The sequence below is a fragment of the Flavihumibacter sp. genome (genome assembly GCF_036676075.1).
In the GTDB taxonomy this organism is placed as follows: Bacteria; Bacteroidota; Bacteroidia; order Chitinophagales; family Chitinophagaceae; genus Flavihumibacter.
Genome location: NZ_JAKFDQ010000007.1, coordinates 391,643 through 404,799, shown reverse-complemented (window position 1 = coordinate 404,799; position 13,157 = coordinate 391,643). Strand labels below are relative to the sequence as shown.

Below are 13,157 nucleotides of genomic sequence, written 5' to 3'. Positions count from 1 at the left end.
ATGAAACGACTACTGGTTACGCTCGTATTATTAGCAACATTATTTTCAGCCGGTGCCCAAACCCAAAAGCCCGTACTGCACGGCAAAAACTGGATGGCAATTACCGGAAAACCGCTGGCTGCCACAGCAGGTGCCATGATATTCCAACAGGGTGGTAATGCAGTGGACGCCGCCTGCGCCATGCTGGCCGCTACCTGTACTATGTGGGATGTGCTGAGCTGGGGTGGTGAAACCCAGGCGCTTATCTATAACCCTAAAACAGGAAAGGTAATTGCCATCAATGCACTGGGCGTGGCTCCAACAGGTGCTACCCCCGCTTTCTTCCAGGGAAAAGGAATGGAATTTCCCCCTCAGTACGGACCGCTTGCCGCTACAACTCCTGGAACCGTAGGGGGGCTCTGTCTCATGCTCGCCAACTATGGAACCATGACGTTGGAGCAGGTGCTGAAACCTGCCATGGAACTCGCTGCTGGTTATCCCATCGAGGCCCAGACCGCCAATCAAATGGAAAGAGGTAAGGAAATGATACGCCAATGGCCCTATAGCAAAGCTGTTTTCCTTCCTCATGCCGGTGAAAAAAGAGAAGCACCCGAGGCAGGTGAAATATTTGTGCAAAAAGACCTTCTCGAAACGCTTCGTAAAATGGTGGAAGCAGAACGTTCAGCCCTTAAGCGTAAAATGAACCGCAAAGATGCCATCATGGCTGCCAACGACCGTTTTTATAAAGGCGATATCGCAGCAGAATTTGTGAGGGGAGCCCAGGAGCAGGGTGGCCTTATAACGCTTCAGGACCTTGCCAACTGGAAAGCCATAGAAGAGGAACCCATGAAAGTGTCTTATAAAGGAATTGATGTTTACAAGTTGCAGCAATGGACCCAGGGGCCGATGATGCTTCAGGCGCTCAATATCCTGGAAAACTTTGACCTGAAATCAATGGGTTATAATAGTGCCCGTTATATACATACCATTTACCAGGCCATGAACCTCTCATTTGCCGACCGCGATTTCTATTATGGCGATCCCTATTTCCCCCCGGCCGAACCTATGAAAGGCCTCCTCAGTAAAGATTACGCGCGAATGAGGGCTGCCCAGATCAATAATGACAGAAATATGGCCCAGGCATCCCCCGGAGATCCTTATCCCTTTCAGGGGGGCACCAACCCATATCGGGAAATGCTTAAGAAAAGAGGTTTTACACTGGATACCACCAGCACAAACAGGCCAGCGGGTTTTATGCCCGCGCATGATAATCGTACCGGCGCAACAAATGCTGCTCAAAGTTTGCCCATTGACAGCGCCTATATGGAACGACTCTGGGCAGGTACCACATCAGTGGAAGCGGCCGATAAAGATGGTTGGGTTGTATCCATCACACCCAGTGGTGGTTGGCTTCCCGCAACAATTGCTGGTAAAACAGGAGTGGGGATGAGCCAGCGCCTCCAGAGCTTTGTTCTCGATTCAACCCTTAATCCCTTCAATGTTATTGAACCCGGTAAAAGACCCCGCGTTACACTCACACCTTCCATGGCCTTGAAAGATGGTAAACCATTTCTCTCATTCGCTGTTCAGGGTGGCGATACACAAGACCAGAACCTATTACAGTTTTTCCTTAACATGGTGGAGTTCGGTATGAACGTGCAGGAAGCAGCAGAAGCTGCTAACATCAACAGCAATCAGCTTTGGCTGTCATTGGGCGGTGAAAAAACTGACGACCGAAAGCCTCGTGCAGGCAGCATCCTCCTTCACGACAACACCCCGGTATGGGTACAGCAGGAATTACGAAGAATGGGTTATTCCATTTCACTGGATGATAGAACAAGCGGCCCTATCAATGCCATTTACTTCGACTGGAAACATAATAGTTTCTGGGGTGGAAGCAGTAATCATGGTGAAGACTATGGAATTGGTTGGTGAGTATTGCTATTGCGACTGCCTTCCTCTTCACGGATGGCCGATAGCGTGAATCCAATAGTGGTACCCACATCCGTTTTACTGCGAACATGCATGGATTCACCATGCGCTTCAATGATATGTTTACAGATCGCCAGGCCAAGTCCGGTGCCGCCCTTGTCGCGGCTCCGGGCTTTATCTGTGCGATAAAACCTTTCAAAGATCCTGGGAAGATGCTCTTCCTCAATGCCAATACCATCATCACTGATCTCTATCAAAACCTTAAACTCATCCGTTGTATATACGCTGGCTACAACTGATCCGCCGGCCTTACTATATTTTGCACTGTTTTCTACCAAATTTATCAGAACCTGCCGGATCTTTTCTTTATCGGCAAATACATAAGTTGGTCCCTCACATCCTTTTTTAATACTGACAGTTACCTGTTTTGTTACCAGGTTTAGTGATAGCGATTCAATAACCTCCCTTATGAGGGTCTGTATGATGAAATATTGCTTGTATAATATCTGTTCTCCACTCTCCAGCCGACTGATTTCATCAAGGTCATTCATCAGGTTCACCAATCGATCTACATTTCGGGAGGTGTTCTGAAGGAATTTTTTCCTCACATCGGGATTGTCCATAGCCCCACTCAGAAGAGTATCAACATAACCCTGGATGGCAAAGATCGGAGTCTTGAATTCATGCGCCAGGTTCTGTAAAAACTCTTTTCGGAATGCTTCATTTTTACGAAGTAACTCGATCTCTCCCTCTCTCTGTTCGGCCCATTGTTCCACATCCTCCTTTACCTCATCAATACTTTTCTGGGGGAGAATATATTTATTATAAAACTCTTCCCGTTTGGATGCCTTCGTCTGGTAAATGAATTTGTAGATCAGTTTGATCCGGCGATATATAAATTGTTGCAGGAAATAAAAAATCAGCAGGTAAGAAACCAGGAACAAAACCAGGAAAGAACCCATGGCTATTGTCCAGTTTTTTACCAGCACAAGATTGGCTAGTGCCACCAGCAGCGAAATTGCAAAAGCCAGCACGGCTGATACCTGGCGGGGAGAAAGACTCTTGAAATTGAACATGATACGAATTTAAGCCGAAAGCGGCGTCCAGCTAGAGATCAAACTTATAACCCACACCTTTTACCGTGGTAATACAGTCGAGGCCCAGCTTCTGCCTGATCTTACGGATATGAACATCAATTGTTCTGTCACCTACAATAACATCATTTCCCCAAACCTGGTTGAGGATCTCATTGCGCAGAAATACCCTGCCCGGCCGGGAGGCGAGCAGATAAAGGAGTTCAAATTCTTTTTTGGCAAGACTAACTTCATTGTCATCAACCTCAACAATGAATTTCACCGGATCAATTACCACATTGCCCACGGTCAGAATGCCGTTGGACCCACCTTCTTCTTTTTTACCCACCCGGCGAAACAATGCATTTACCCTGCTGAGGAGGAGCTTTGGACTGATAGGTTTGTTCACATAGTCATCTGCCCCGGTGTCGAAACCACGGACCTGTGAACTTTCGTCGTTCAATGCGGTTAGGAAAATGATAAGCGTATCCTTGAAAGCTGGTTGTGTTCTAAGTATGGAGCATACTTCAGTACCCGTTTTCCGGGGCATCATTATGTCGAGAATGATCAGGTCGGGATTCACCTGTTTTGCCCTTTGTAATGCCTCGTCACCATCCTTGGCAGTATAAACTGTATACCCCTCGGCCTGAAGATTGTATTGTATGATTTCCAGGATATCGGGTTCATCGTCGGCGATCAGGATCTTTTTTCCCTTGGTGTCCATTAACAATTTATTTACGCAAAGTTAACCCTCCGCGCTGAGGGGCCGATGTTATACTGATTATGAAATTGTTAAGGGCAATTTTAAGGTTAACACAACGTTATCCCTTTATCCAATGGTGTAATTTTGAACATAAGGCCTAAGGCTATGAATAAACTGCTACCCTTTTTACTGATTATTGCTGCATCAGTAGCGAAAGCACAAACCGCTGCACCCCTCTATTCAATCGACAGGAGTAGGGTGCTTTTCCATGAAAATATTGATAAGGAGCAGAAAAAGCTCTTTATACAACCCGGTAGCCATGTAAGGGGCTATATCCCCCTTTCAAAAGACGAGGCTTTCAATGCGCAGGTCCGTTTTGCAATGCTTGATAAGGTTGATGAATTGCAGCAATCCATCGAATTGGATACCCTCCTCAAAGACAATGAAAAGATCAAATACCTTAAGGGACTCGAAATAATGACCCGCCAGATTGGTTTGGGTACCCGATCCCGGTCTTTTTCTGCAGCCCTGGCTCCTGAAACGGTTAATGCCTATGCTGCCGCACTTGAACTTGACCGGGAGAATAAAGGTATCGACCCCGTAGTAAGAGATGCTCATTACTGGGCAGGTAAAATATTGGTTGATTGCTTCAGTTACCCCGAAAACAAGGGTATACCCGCAAGTAAATCGATCCTTCAGGTAAAATACCTCCAGCTCTATCCTGAAAGGACAATGCCTTTTCTAAAAACAAATTTTTCCTATCCCACCCGAGACAGCCTGATCGCTGCTGAAGCCCGTCGTGATCCCCGGAAGGTGTATGATTATGCGGCCGCCAATGATGCGCTGGCCCGCTATATCCGTATCCATCCAGATCCGGTGGTGAAGGTGATCGCAGAAATGGCTTCAAGCAGGAGTGGTCAACTTTACTTCCCCTTTATTGATGATATCTACCGTGGCAAAATGACCTTCGATGAAATAGACAAGGTGAAGAACAATGACCTTGAATATTATAAGCTCATGGTCAAAACCCGCATGCAGCATACTTCCCGGATGTTATCAAAAGATACCCCCATGGAGCGCAAAGCCCTGGTGGAAAGAATGGATAACAAGGCTCGGCAATATTTTATCAGCAAGATCAATGGCCTGCACAGCGCCTCTGATGCAGTGAGGTTTAAGATCCTGGAACCGCTGGCGCCACATGAACTTTATTACCTCTGTGTATTGGGCGAAGATGAAATTTATACCTCCAGCTACCGCGGTGTGTTCAGGAGAATCATCCAGCGACTCAAAGGAGTTCCAACCGATAGCCTGTTTATGACCATGAACTTCGACTATTTCAGGAAGTTCATCAAAATGGCCGCTGCTTACAATGAGCTTGACACCCTTCTTAAGCTGATGCCTGATTCAAATGCAACCGTTCTGATGAAGTCGTTCATGTTCGGTCTGGAGAAAACAACGGATATGAACAACGTGGAAGATGCCGTTGACGTTGCAGATGCCTATAGCTCCATCTTTGAAAAAAATAAAGTGCTTGCTGCCAATATGTTGGAAGAGGCAAGATGGAACTATGACAGGGCTCAGCGTAATGGAGACCCTAATGGTCAGAAAGTTTATTTCATTGAGAAGACCCTTTTTGAATCGGCCGACGCCAACGCCAATATTGATCTCTCCAAAGCCCTTGGTATTCCCCCTGTTTATACCGTTGATTATAATCGCCTGGCAGATTCATCCGGGCGTATCATCCAGCAGGTTTTCTTTTATGGGGATGATGATAAGGATGGACAAATGTCATATGCTAATTTCATGGGAATGTTTCGGGGGAAAGCCGACTGGAGCATTACTGAAAATGCGGATTTTGTCACCATCAAGAATACAAAGGGGAAACCAGTATGGATTTTCGCTAATAAACCGCTTTACGGTGAAGATGATCCTGATACGAAAGCCCAGGAAAAGCTCCGTGCTTACCTCGACAAAGAAGGTCTGGAACCTACCATATTCATCCACCGCGGACATAGCTACCATGTGAAATCATCGCTTGGGCAAATAACGCCTTCGGCCCGTATTGTGATATTAGGATCCTGCGGCGGATACAATAATCTGAATGATGTTCTCACGATAAGCTCAGATGCTCATATCATTTCTTCCAAGCAGATCGGTACGCGCACCGTTAACGAACCAATCCTGAACGCCATCAATACAAACCTGAGAAATGGACAGAATATTGAATGGATGCCCATGTGGAACGAGCTTTCCAAATTGTTCAGTGGTGAGGCTAAGGAAAGGTTTGATGACTATATACCACCATACAAAAACCTCGGTGCTATTTTCATTAAGGCTTACAGGGGCGTTGAAGAAGAAGAGTAGGTTTCTTACCGTTTACTGTTTCCTATATTTGCCGGATGTCATCTACCGCCGCAAAGAAGATATTTGATGTTGCCTTATTGAAACGCGTATTTCAACTGGCTGCACCTTATAAAAAGAAGGTCTTCCTTTCACTGGCTCTGGCAATTTTGCTGGCATTATTGTCGCCAGTAAGACCCTACCTCATTCAGATCACGGTAAATGATTATATCCGGAATGGGATGCTCGATTGGGTGATCAGGATAACCATTATCCAGGCGGCCTTCCTGCTGGTGGAGACTGTATTCAGGTTTTTATTCTCTTTTACAACTGCATGGCTTGGGCAATCAGTTGTTAAAGACCTACGGGTAACAGTTTTTAACCGCGTTATCAGGCTGAATCTTTCCCAGTTCGACAGGACCCCCATTGGTACACTCACCACCCGAACCATCAATGATATTGAATCGATCAACGATATTTTTGCTGATGGTCTCATTCCCATCATCGCTGATCTTCTTTCCATTATATCTATTCTTGCCGTTATGTTTTGGGTTGATTGGAAGCTGGCCCTGATTGCCCTGGCACCTTTCCCCTTCCTCATACTTGCTACCTATATTTTCAAGGAAAGTGTCAATCGCTCTTTTATCAGGGTGCGAAATGCCGTTGCCGCTCTTAACGCCTTTGTTCAGGAGCATCTGACCGGCATCCAGGTTGTCCAGGCTTTTGCCGCGGAAGAGAGGGAATATAAAAAATTCAAAAAGATAAATGCTGAACATCGTAGCGCCAACGTGCGCGCCATTTTCGCCTATTCGGTGTTTTTTCCCGTGGTGGAGATAGTTCTGGCAGTATCTACCGGGCTACTGGTTTGGTGGGGTGCCAGCAAGGCAATGCAATTGCCAGAATCGGAAGCGGCTGAAATGGCGGGGAAAATGATCGCCTTTATCCTCTATCTAAACCTCTTATTCCGCCCCCTCCGGGTTATAGCCGATAAATTCAATGTGCTGCAGATGGGTATGGTAGCCAGTGAAAGGGTTTTCAAGGTGATAGATAATGATGATTATATAAAAAATGAGGGCAGCTTCGCACCAAAAAAAGTTAATGGTAAAATAGAATTCGACCATGTATGGTTTGCCTATACCGAGGAGCGGTATGTGTTACGCGACCTCCATTTTACTGTTCAGCCCGGCGAAACAGTAGCGCTGGTGGGACATACCGGTAGCGGAAAAACTTCTATTATAAGCCTTATTAACCGACTTTACCATATCCAGAAGGGCCAGATCCGGATCGACGGTGTAAACATTGAAGATTATTCCCTCGATTCACTTCGTGCCCAAACCGGGGTGGTGCTGCAGGACGTCTTCCTTTTTTCCGGATCAGTTATAGACAATATCACCCTGCGTAATCCGGAAATTAGTCGCGAGCAGGTTATAGGGGCCGCCCAACTAATAGGAATGCATGATTTCATTATGGAATTGCCCGGTGGCTATGACTATAAAGTTATGGAGAGGGGTAGTACCCTTTCATTAGGACAGCGGCAACTGCTGTCGTTTATACGGGCGTTGCTCTATGACCCCAGTATACTGATCCTCGATGAGGCAACTTCCAGCGTGGATACAGAAAGTGAAAAATTGATCCAGCATGCCATTGAAACCCTGATCTCCGGCAGAACGGCCATCGTTATTGCCCACCGCCTGAGCACTATCCGAAAGGCAGATAAGATAATTGTGCTTGACAAAGGCGAGGTAAGGGAGATCGGTAACCATGAAGAGCTGATGCAAAAAGGAGGTTATTACCACTCCCTCTATGAAAGCCAGTTTATGAAGGCAATCCAGGATTGAGGAATCCAAACAATTTCCCTGAGATTTTTCTACATTCAACCACTCCTCCCTATCTTTGCGCAAAATTTAGGATCGGCATGGCAAAAAATAGCATCAAATCTTTACTGGTAGCGGCTTTCAGCGCAGTTTTATTGGTATTGGGAACGGCTGTTCAAGCCAATGAGGGCGAGGGTGAAGGCCAGAAAGCGGAATTCAATGCAGGTGAAGCCATCCTACATCATATTGCAGATGCACATGAATGGCATTTTTTTACAATAGGAGATACCCATGTCACGCTTCCCCTGCCGGTAATACTCTATTCTCCACAACGTGGACTGAGTGTGTTTTCCTCAGGTAACTTCCACCACGGCGAGTCGGCCTATAATGGTTATAAACTTGATCATGGCCATGTAGTAGCAGTAAATGAGAATGGATCGGTTGACGAATCGGTTAAGGTCTATGATTTTTCGATGACCAAGAATGTGGTGCAGATGCTCCTTGCCGTTATAACCCTGATCTGGCTCATGACCAGCATCGCAAAAAAATACCAGTTAAACGGCGCAACCAAAGCGCCCACTGGTTTGCAGAATGCAATTGAACCCGTTATCACCTTTGTTCGCGATGAAGTTGCTCGTCCCAACCTCGGCGCTAAGTACAAAAAATACCTTCCCTATCTGCTGACGGTTTTCTTTTTCATCCTTATCAATAACATATTCGGACTAATACCCGGTGCTGCAAACGTAACAGGCAATATTGCCTTTACAGCCCTGCTGGCACTTGTTTCTTTAGTAGTGATTCTTTTCAGCACGAACGGTCATTTCTGGGGACATATATTCTGGCCTCCGGGAGTACCCTTCCTGGTGAAACTGATCCTGATTCCGGTTGAACTGCTTGGAGTTTTCATCAAACCCGCTGCCCTCATGATACGTCTTTTCGCGAACATGACGGCAGGTCACATCGTGATCCTGAGTTTTGTTTCGCTGATCTTTATTTTCGGTCAGATGAGTACGGTAGCAGGATGGGGCTTCTCACCGGTATCAATAGCATTCTCTGTATTTATATATGTGATCGAAGTTCTGGTAGCTTTTATCCAGGCCTTCATCTTCACCAACCTTACCGCCGTTTTCATCGGACAGGCGTTTGAAGGTGAACACCATCATGAAGATGCTCACGGGCATGAAGCAGCGAAAGCACATTAATAATTAGAATAAAGATTTTTTATAAACATCAAAACACAAAGTGTATGTCAATCATGAACATCCTGTTGGAAGTAGGCCAGGCACAGTTGGGTGGTGCAATCGGAGCCGGACTTGCCGCAATCGGTGCTGGTATCGGTATCGGTCAGATCGGTAAAGGTGCGGTAGAATCAATTGCCCGTCAGCCTGAAGCTGCTAACGACATTCGTGGAAACATGATCCTGACGGCAGCGTTTATCGAGGGTGTTGCCCTCTTCGCTGTAATCGCAGGTCTGTTGGCCGTATTGACCAAGTAATCCACGTAAAAAAAGTGCTGCATCCGGAGCAAAGGGCCGAGGGTGCAGCCTTTACAGGTAAGATGTAAGAGGTAAGATTTAAGATTTGAGATAATTTAATATAATGCCATGGAATTATTACTGCCTGCCTTAGGGTATTTTGTCTGGACACTGGTAGCCTTCCTTATCGTGTTCTTCATTCTGAAAAAATTTGCGTGGAAGCCTATCCTGACAGCTTTGTCTGAACGGGAGAAAAATATTGCTGATTCAATTGCAACTGCAGAGCGTGTAAAAGTGGAGATGGCACAGATGAAGAGCGAGAATGAAGCGCTTATGCAGCAGGCACGGGAAGAGCGCTCCCAGATGATGCGCGAGGCCAAAGAGATCCGCGATAGAATGATCAATGAGGCTAAGGACCAGGCCAAGCTGGAAGCCGGAAAAATTCTTACAGATGCACAGGCATCCATCGAACAACAGAAGAATGCCGCCCTCACTGATATGAAAAACAGTATTGGTAACATGGTCATCGAGGTAACGGAGAAGGTTATCCGCCGCGAGCTTGCCAGTAAAGCGGAACAGGAAAACTATATCCGGACACTCGCCAACGAACTTGGCACCACAGCAAGGAATTAATTGAAACAACTAGAACAAGCGACCCATGCGTAATACACGTGTTGCCAAAAGATACTCAAAGGCCCTGATGGACCTTGCCGTTGAAACCAACCAGGTGGAAGCGGTTAAACAGGATGCCGACGGCATCCGGTTGGTCATCACTGGTGAACTGAACCAGGTACTGATGAGCCCCGTCATTAAGCATGAGAAAAAAATAGCCATTTTCAAGGCCATTTTCAGTGGAAAGATCACCCCGCTTACAGAATCATTTTTCAACCTGCTTTTTGCAAAAGGTAGAGAAGTAGGTACGGTAGATATTCTCAATGCATTTGATGAAGCTTACCGCGAACTGAAAGGTATCCAGATCATTGAACTTACCACAGCGGTGCCTGTTTCTGATGAAGTTAAGGAAGTGATCATCCACAATTTCAGCCAGCTCGAAAGGTTCAGGGACAAAAAATTGCAGATCAACGAAAAAGTGAAAGAAGAGATCCTCGGTGGCTTTGTTGTGCAGCTTGATGACCAGCTTTATGATGCCAGTATCCGCCACGACCTGGATGTGATCAAAAAGCAGTTTGTTGACAATATGTATATTCAGAAACTGAGATAAGAAATAAAAAAAACGTCTAAATAAAACGATATGGTAGACATTAAACCAGATGAAATATCAGCGATACTGCGCCAGCAGCTGAGCAACTTCAACACTTCTGCCGACCTGGAAGAAGTGGGTACCGTTTTGCAGGTGGGTGACGGTATTGCCCGTGTTTACGGTCTGAACAATGTACGTGCAGGTGAGCTGGTTGAATTTGCCAACGGTGTTAAAGCTATTGCATTGAACCTCGAAGAAGATAATGTGGGTGTGGTATTGATGGGTGAATCTTCCGAGATCAAAGAAGGCGATAAAGTTAAACGTACCGGAAAGATCGCTTCCATTAAGGTGGGGGATGGACTTGCTGGGCGGGTTATCAATACACTTGGACAGCCAATTGATGGTAAGGGTCCGATTGCAGGCGAATTGTACGAGATGCCGCTGGAGCGTAAAGCCCCGGGGGTTATTTTCCGTGAGCCAGTGAAAGAACCACTGCAAACAGGAATCAAGGCCATCGATGCAATGATCCCTATCGGTCGCGGTCAGCGTGAATTGATCATTGGTGACCGTCAAACAGGTAAAACTGCCATCGCGGTTGATACCATCATTAATCAGAAAGAATTCTTCAAAGCAGGTAAAACTGTTTATTGCATATATGTAGCTATCGGGCAGAAAGCATCCACCATCGCGGGTGTTATGAAGACCCTCGAAGAGCATGGTGCAATGGAATATACCACTATCGTAGCTGCATCGGCTTCAGATCCTGCTCCACTGCAGTTCTACGCCCCGTTTGCAGGTGCTGCCATCGGTGAATTTTTCCGTGATACCGGACGCCCGGCCCTCATTATTTACGATGATCTTTCAAAGCAGGCTGTGGCCTACCGCGAAGTATCGCTCCTGCTGCGCCGCCCGCCGGGCCGCGAAGCATATCCAGGGGATGTATTCTACCTTCACAGCCGTTTACTTGAGCGCGCTGCCAAGATCATAGGAAAAGATGAAGTGGCTCGTAACATGAACGATCTTCCTGATACCATCAAACACCTGGTGAAAGGCGGTGGTTCCCTTACTGCTCTTCCTATCATTGAAACGCAGGCTGGTGACGTTTCGGCATATATTCCAACTAACGTTATCTCCATCACCGATGGCCAGATATTCCTGGAAGGTAACCTCTTCAACGCAGGTATCCGTCCCGCTATTAACGTTGGTATCTCGGTTAGCCGCGTAGGTGGTAACGCCCAGATCAAATCAATGAAAAAAGTAGCCGGTACGCTTAAGCTTGACCAGGCCCTCTACCGTGAAATGGAAGCTTTCTCAAAATTCGGGGGCGACCTTGATGCCGCTACCAAAGTTGTACTTGATAAAGGTGCCCGTAACGTGGAGATCCTGAAACAGGCTCAGTATTCACCTTTCTCAGTGGAAAAGCAGGTTGCTATGATCTACCTCGGAACACAAGGTCTGCTTCGTGATGTTCCCGTTCGCCGTGTTAAGGAGTTTGAAGCCCAGTTCCTCCTGGAAATGGAGAACAAACTTCCAAATGTTCTGGCTGAGTTCAAAAAAGGAAACCTTCCCGAAGATGGCGTTGGGAAAATGGTTGACCTCGCAAGGGGAATTATGAACCAGTTTAAGTAAGGCAATAGGCAATAGGTAATAGACAATAGAAAATAGAAATATCAAAAAGGTCAACGGATACCATCTGTTGACCTTTTTTGCAGAAAATACGGTCCATTCGTCGAATTCTACGAGAACTGGCTTGCATATTCCGGATATCCATGCCATCTTTGTACTGCTACCAAGCACTATCCAATCCTCCTCTGAATTTCTCTTTTCAAGATCCCCATATCCCCCTCTCCCAATCCTAAGAATTACATACTGATCGTTTCCAATGCCTGTGAGCATCGTACACTACTTCTGATCATCGATTATGAATTTAAAGTACCCTGGCTCCATGGTTTCCCGTTTTGCAACAACATATGCTGCATTCCTAATCATTGCCACTTCATTTATAGCTAATAAAGTTTCAGCGCAGTCATTCGACCATAGCGTTAGTAACAAAACAGCGGCTTCCGCTTCAACAACCGGCGGCATGTCTTTTAAAGCCTTACTTAAACAAGGATTTGTATCACTCCAATGGAATGCTGTCGCCAATGATTCCATCCAGGAAGTGACCATCGAAAAAAGTCTGGATGGTATATTATTTCATACCCTTAGTGTGGTAGATCAAAGCATCAGCACTAATATTTCAGAACCCTTCGCATATAATGACGAACTTATTGCAGATAAAATGAATCCTGTATTCTATCGTCTCCGGGTAAAGCATCAGAATGGCAAGGAAACGATCTCTTCCGTGAAGAAGATTGATCCACAATCAGCTCCGCAAATGATCGTGATCTCCATTCCCGCCCAGGTTACAGGCGATAGTTTACAGTTTTCAATCCCCGACAACTGGGTTGATAAAAAAGTTGTGATCGAGATTTATAACAATGCTGGTGAACTGGTGCGTAGAATCACCGAACCGCAAGCAATGCAAATTATAGATGTAGAAATGTTTGACCTCGCTGCAGGTACCTACCTGATCAGGACAGGTTGTGAAAAACAACTTGCCGTAAATTATGTGGTGAACGCAGCACAGCTCTAGGCCTGT

11 protein-coding genes are annotated in these 13,157 nt (G+C 46.1%); 9 read left to right on the top strand and 2 right to left on the bottom strand.

Translation table 11 applies throughout. The features are described 5' to 3' along the window. The gene (locus tag V6M43_RS04535) at positions 1-1,914 is read left to right on the top strand and encodes a gamma-glutamyltransferase family protein (RefSeq protein WP_332732842.1); all 1,914 of its coding nucleotides are present in this window, start codon (positions 1-3) and stop codon (positions 1,912-1,914) included. Here the strand turns inward: V6M43_RS04535 and V6M43_RS04530 are convergent. Beyond that, positions 1,896-2,987 carry a sensor histidine kinase gene (locus V6M43_RS04530; RefSeq protein ID WP_332732841.1) on the bottom strand — a complete coding sequence of 364 codons (1,092 nt, stop codon included), beginning with the start codon at positions 2,985-2,987 and terminating at the stop codon, positions 1,896-1,898. The two genes, V6M43_RS04535 and V6M43_RS04530, sit on opposite strands and share 19 nt — an antisense overlap. Positions 2,988-3,018: 31 nt before the next feature. Continuing rightward, complete coding sequence (locus V6M43_RS04525) at positions 3,019-3,708, bottom strand: response regulator transcription factor (RefSeq protein ID WP_332732840.1); 690 nt, start codon at positions 3,706-3,708, stop codon at positions 3,019-3,021. A 144-nt stretch (positions 3,709-3,852) separates the two neighbouring features. Between V6M43_RS04525 and V6M43_RS04520 the strand changes: the two genes are divergently transcribed. The 8 genes from V6M43_RS04520 (at position 3,853) to V6M43_RS04485 (ending at position 13,151) form a co-directional block, all read left to right on the top strand. Next, positions 3,853-6,051 (top strand): hypothetical protein, encoded by a 2,199-nt coding sequence (locus V6M43_RS04520; RefSeq protein ID WP_332732839.1) that lies wholly within the window; start codon positions 3,853-3,855, stop codon positions 6,049-6,051. A 35-nt stretch (positions 6,052-6,086) separates the two neighbouring features. Further along, the gene (locus V6M43_RS04515) at positions 6,087-7,865 is read left to right on the top strand and encodes an ABC transporter ATP-binding protein (protein WP_332732838.1); all 1,779 of its coding nucleotides are present in this window, start codon (positions 6,087-6,089) and stop codon (positions 7,863-7,865) included. Between the two features lie 77 nt (positions 7,866-7,942). Continuing rightward, entirely contained in the window at positions 7,943-9,043 is a 1,101-nt protein-coding gene (gene atpB / locus V6M43_RS04510; protein WP_332732837.1) for a F0F1 ATP synthase subunit A, read from the top strand. Positions 9,044-9,087: 44 nt separating this feature from the next. After that, positions 9,088-9,336, top strand: a complete 249-nt coding sequence (gene atpE, locus V6M43_RS04505; protein WP_039127029.1) for an ATP synthase F0 subunit C — start codon at positions 9,088-9,090, stop codon at positions 9,334-9,336. Positions 9,337-9,444: 108 nt separating this feature from the next. After that, positions 9,445-9,948: a F0F1 ATP synthase subunit B gene (atpF, locus tag V6M43_RS04500; RefSeq protein WP_332732836.1), complete on the top strand. Its 504-nt coding sequence runs from the start codon at positions 9,445-9,447 to the stop codon at positions 9,946-9,948. Between the two features lie 25 nt (positions 9,949-9,973). Further along, positions 9,974-10,537: an ATP synthase F1 subunit delta gene (gene atpH / locus V6M43_RS04495; RefSeq protein WP_332732835.1), complete on the top strand. Its 564-nt coding sequence runs from the start codon at positions 9,974-9,976 to the stop codon at positions 10,535-10,537. A 30-nt stretch (positions 10,538-10,567) separates the two neighbouring features. Then, positions 10,568-12,145 carry a F0F1 ATP synthase subunit alpha gene (gene atpA, locus V6M43_RS04490; protein WP_039127039.1) on the top strand — a complete coding sequence of 526 codons (1,578 nt, stop codon included), beginning with the start codon at positions 10,568-10,570 and terminating at the stop codon, positions 12,143-12,145. A 292-nt stretch (positions 12,146-12,437) separates the two neighbouring features. After that, positions 12,438-13,151, top strand: coding sequence for a hypothetical protein (locus V6M43_RS04485; protein ID WP_332732834.1), 714 nt, complete (start codon positions 12,438-12,440; stop codon positions 13,149-13,151). The last annotated feature ends 6 nt before the right edge of the window (positions 13,152-13,157 follow it).

Bases quoted from the DNA above. Each gene is read 5' to 3' on its own strand.
- V6M43_RS04535 (WP_332732842.1), top strand. From the start codon at position 1: ATGAAACGACTACTGGTTACGCTCGTATTATTAGCAACATTATTTTCA.
- V6M43_RS04530 (WP_332732841.1), bottom strand. From the start codon at position 2,987: ATGTTCAATTTCAAGAGTCTTTCTCCCCGCCAGGTATCAGCCGTGCTG.
- V6M43_RS04525 (WP_332732840.1), bottom strand. From the start codon at position 3,708: ATGGACACCAAGGGAAAAAAGATCCTGATCGCCGACGATGAACCCGAT.
- V6M43_RS04520 (WP_332732839.1), top strand. From the start codon at position 3,853: ATGAATAAACTGCTACCCTTTTTACTGATTATTGCTGCATCAGTAGCG.
- V6M43_RS04515 (WP_332732838.1), top strand. From the start codon at position 6,087: ATGTCATCTACCGCCGCAAAGAAGATATTTGATGTTGCCTTATTGAAA.
- atpB (WP_332732837.1), top strand. From the start codon at position 7,943: ATGGCAAAAAATAGCATCAAATCTTTACTGGTAGCGGCTTTCAGCGCA.
- atpE (WP_039127029.1), top strand. From the start codon at position 9,088: ATGTCAATCATGAACATCCTGTTGGAAGTAGGCCAGGCACAGTTGGGT.
- atpF (WP_332732836.1), top strand. From the start codon at position 9,445: ATGGAATTATTACTGCCTGCCTTAGGGTATTTTGTCTGGACACTGGTA.
- atpH (WP_332732835.1), top strand. From the start codon at position 9,974: ATGCGTAATACACGTGTTGCCAAAAGATACTCAAAGGCCCTGATGGAC.
- atpA (WP_039127039.1), top strand. From the start codon at position 10,568: ATGGTAGACATTAAACCAGATGAAATATCAGCGATACTGCGCCAGCAG.
- V6M43_RS04485 (WP_332732834.1), top strand. From the start codon at position 12,438: ATGAATTTAAAGTACCCTGGCTCCATGGTTTCCCGTTTTGCAACAACA.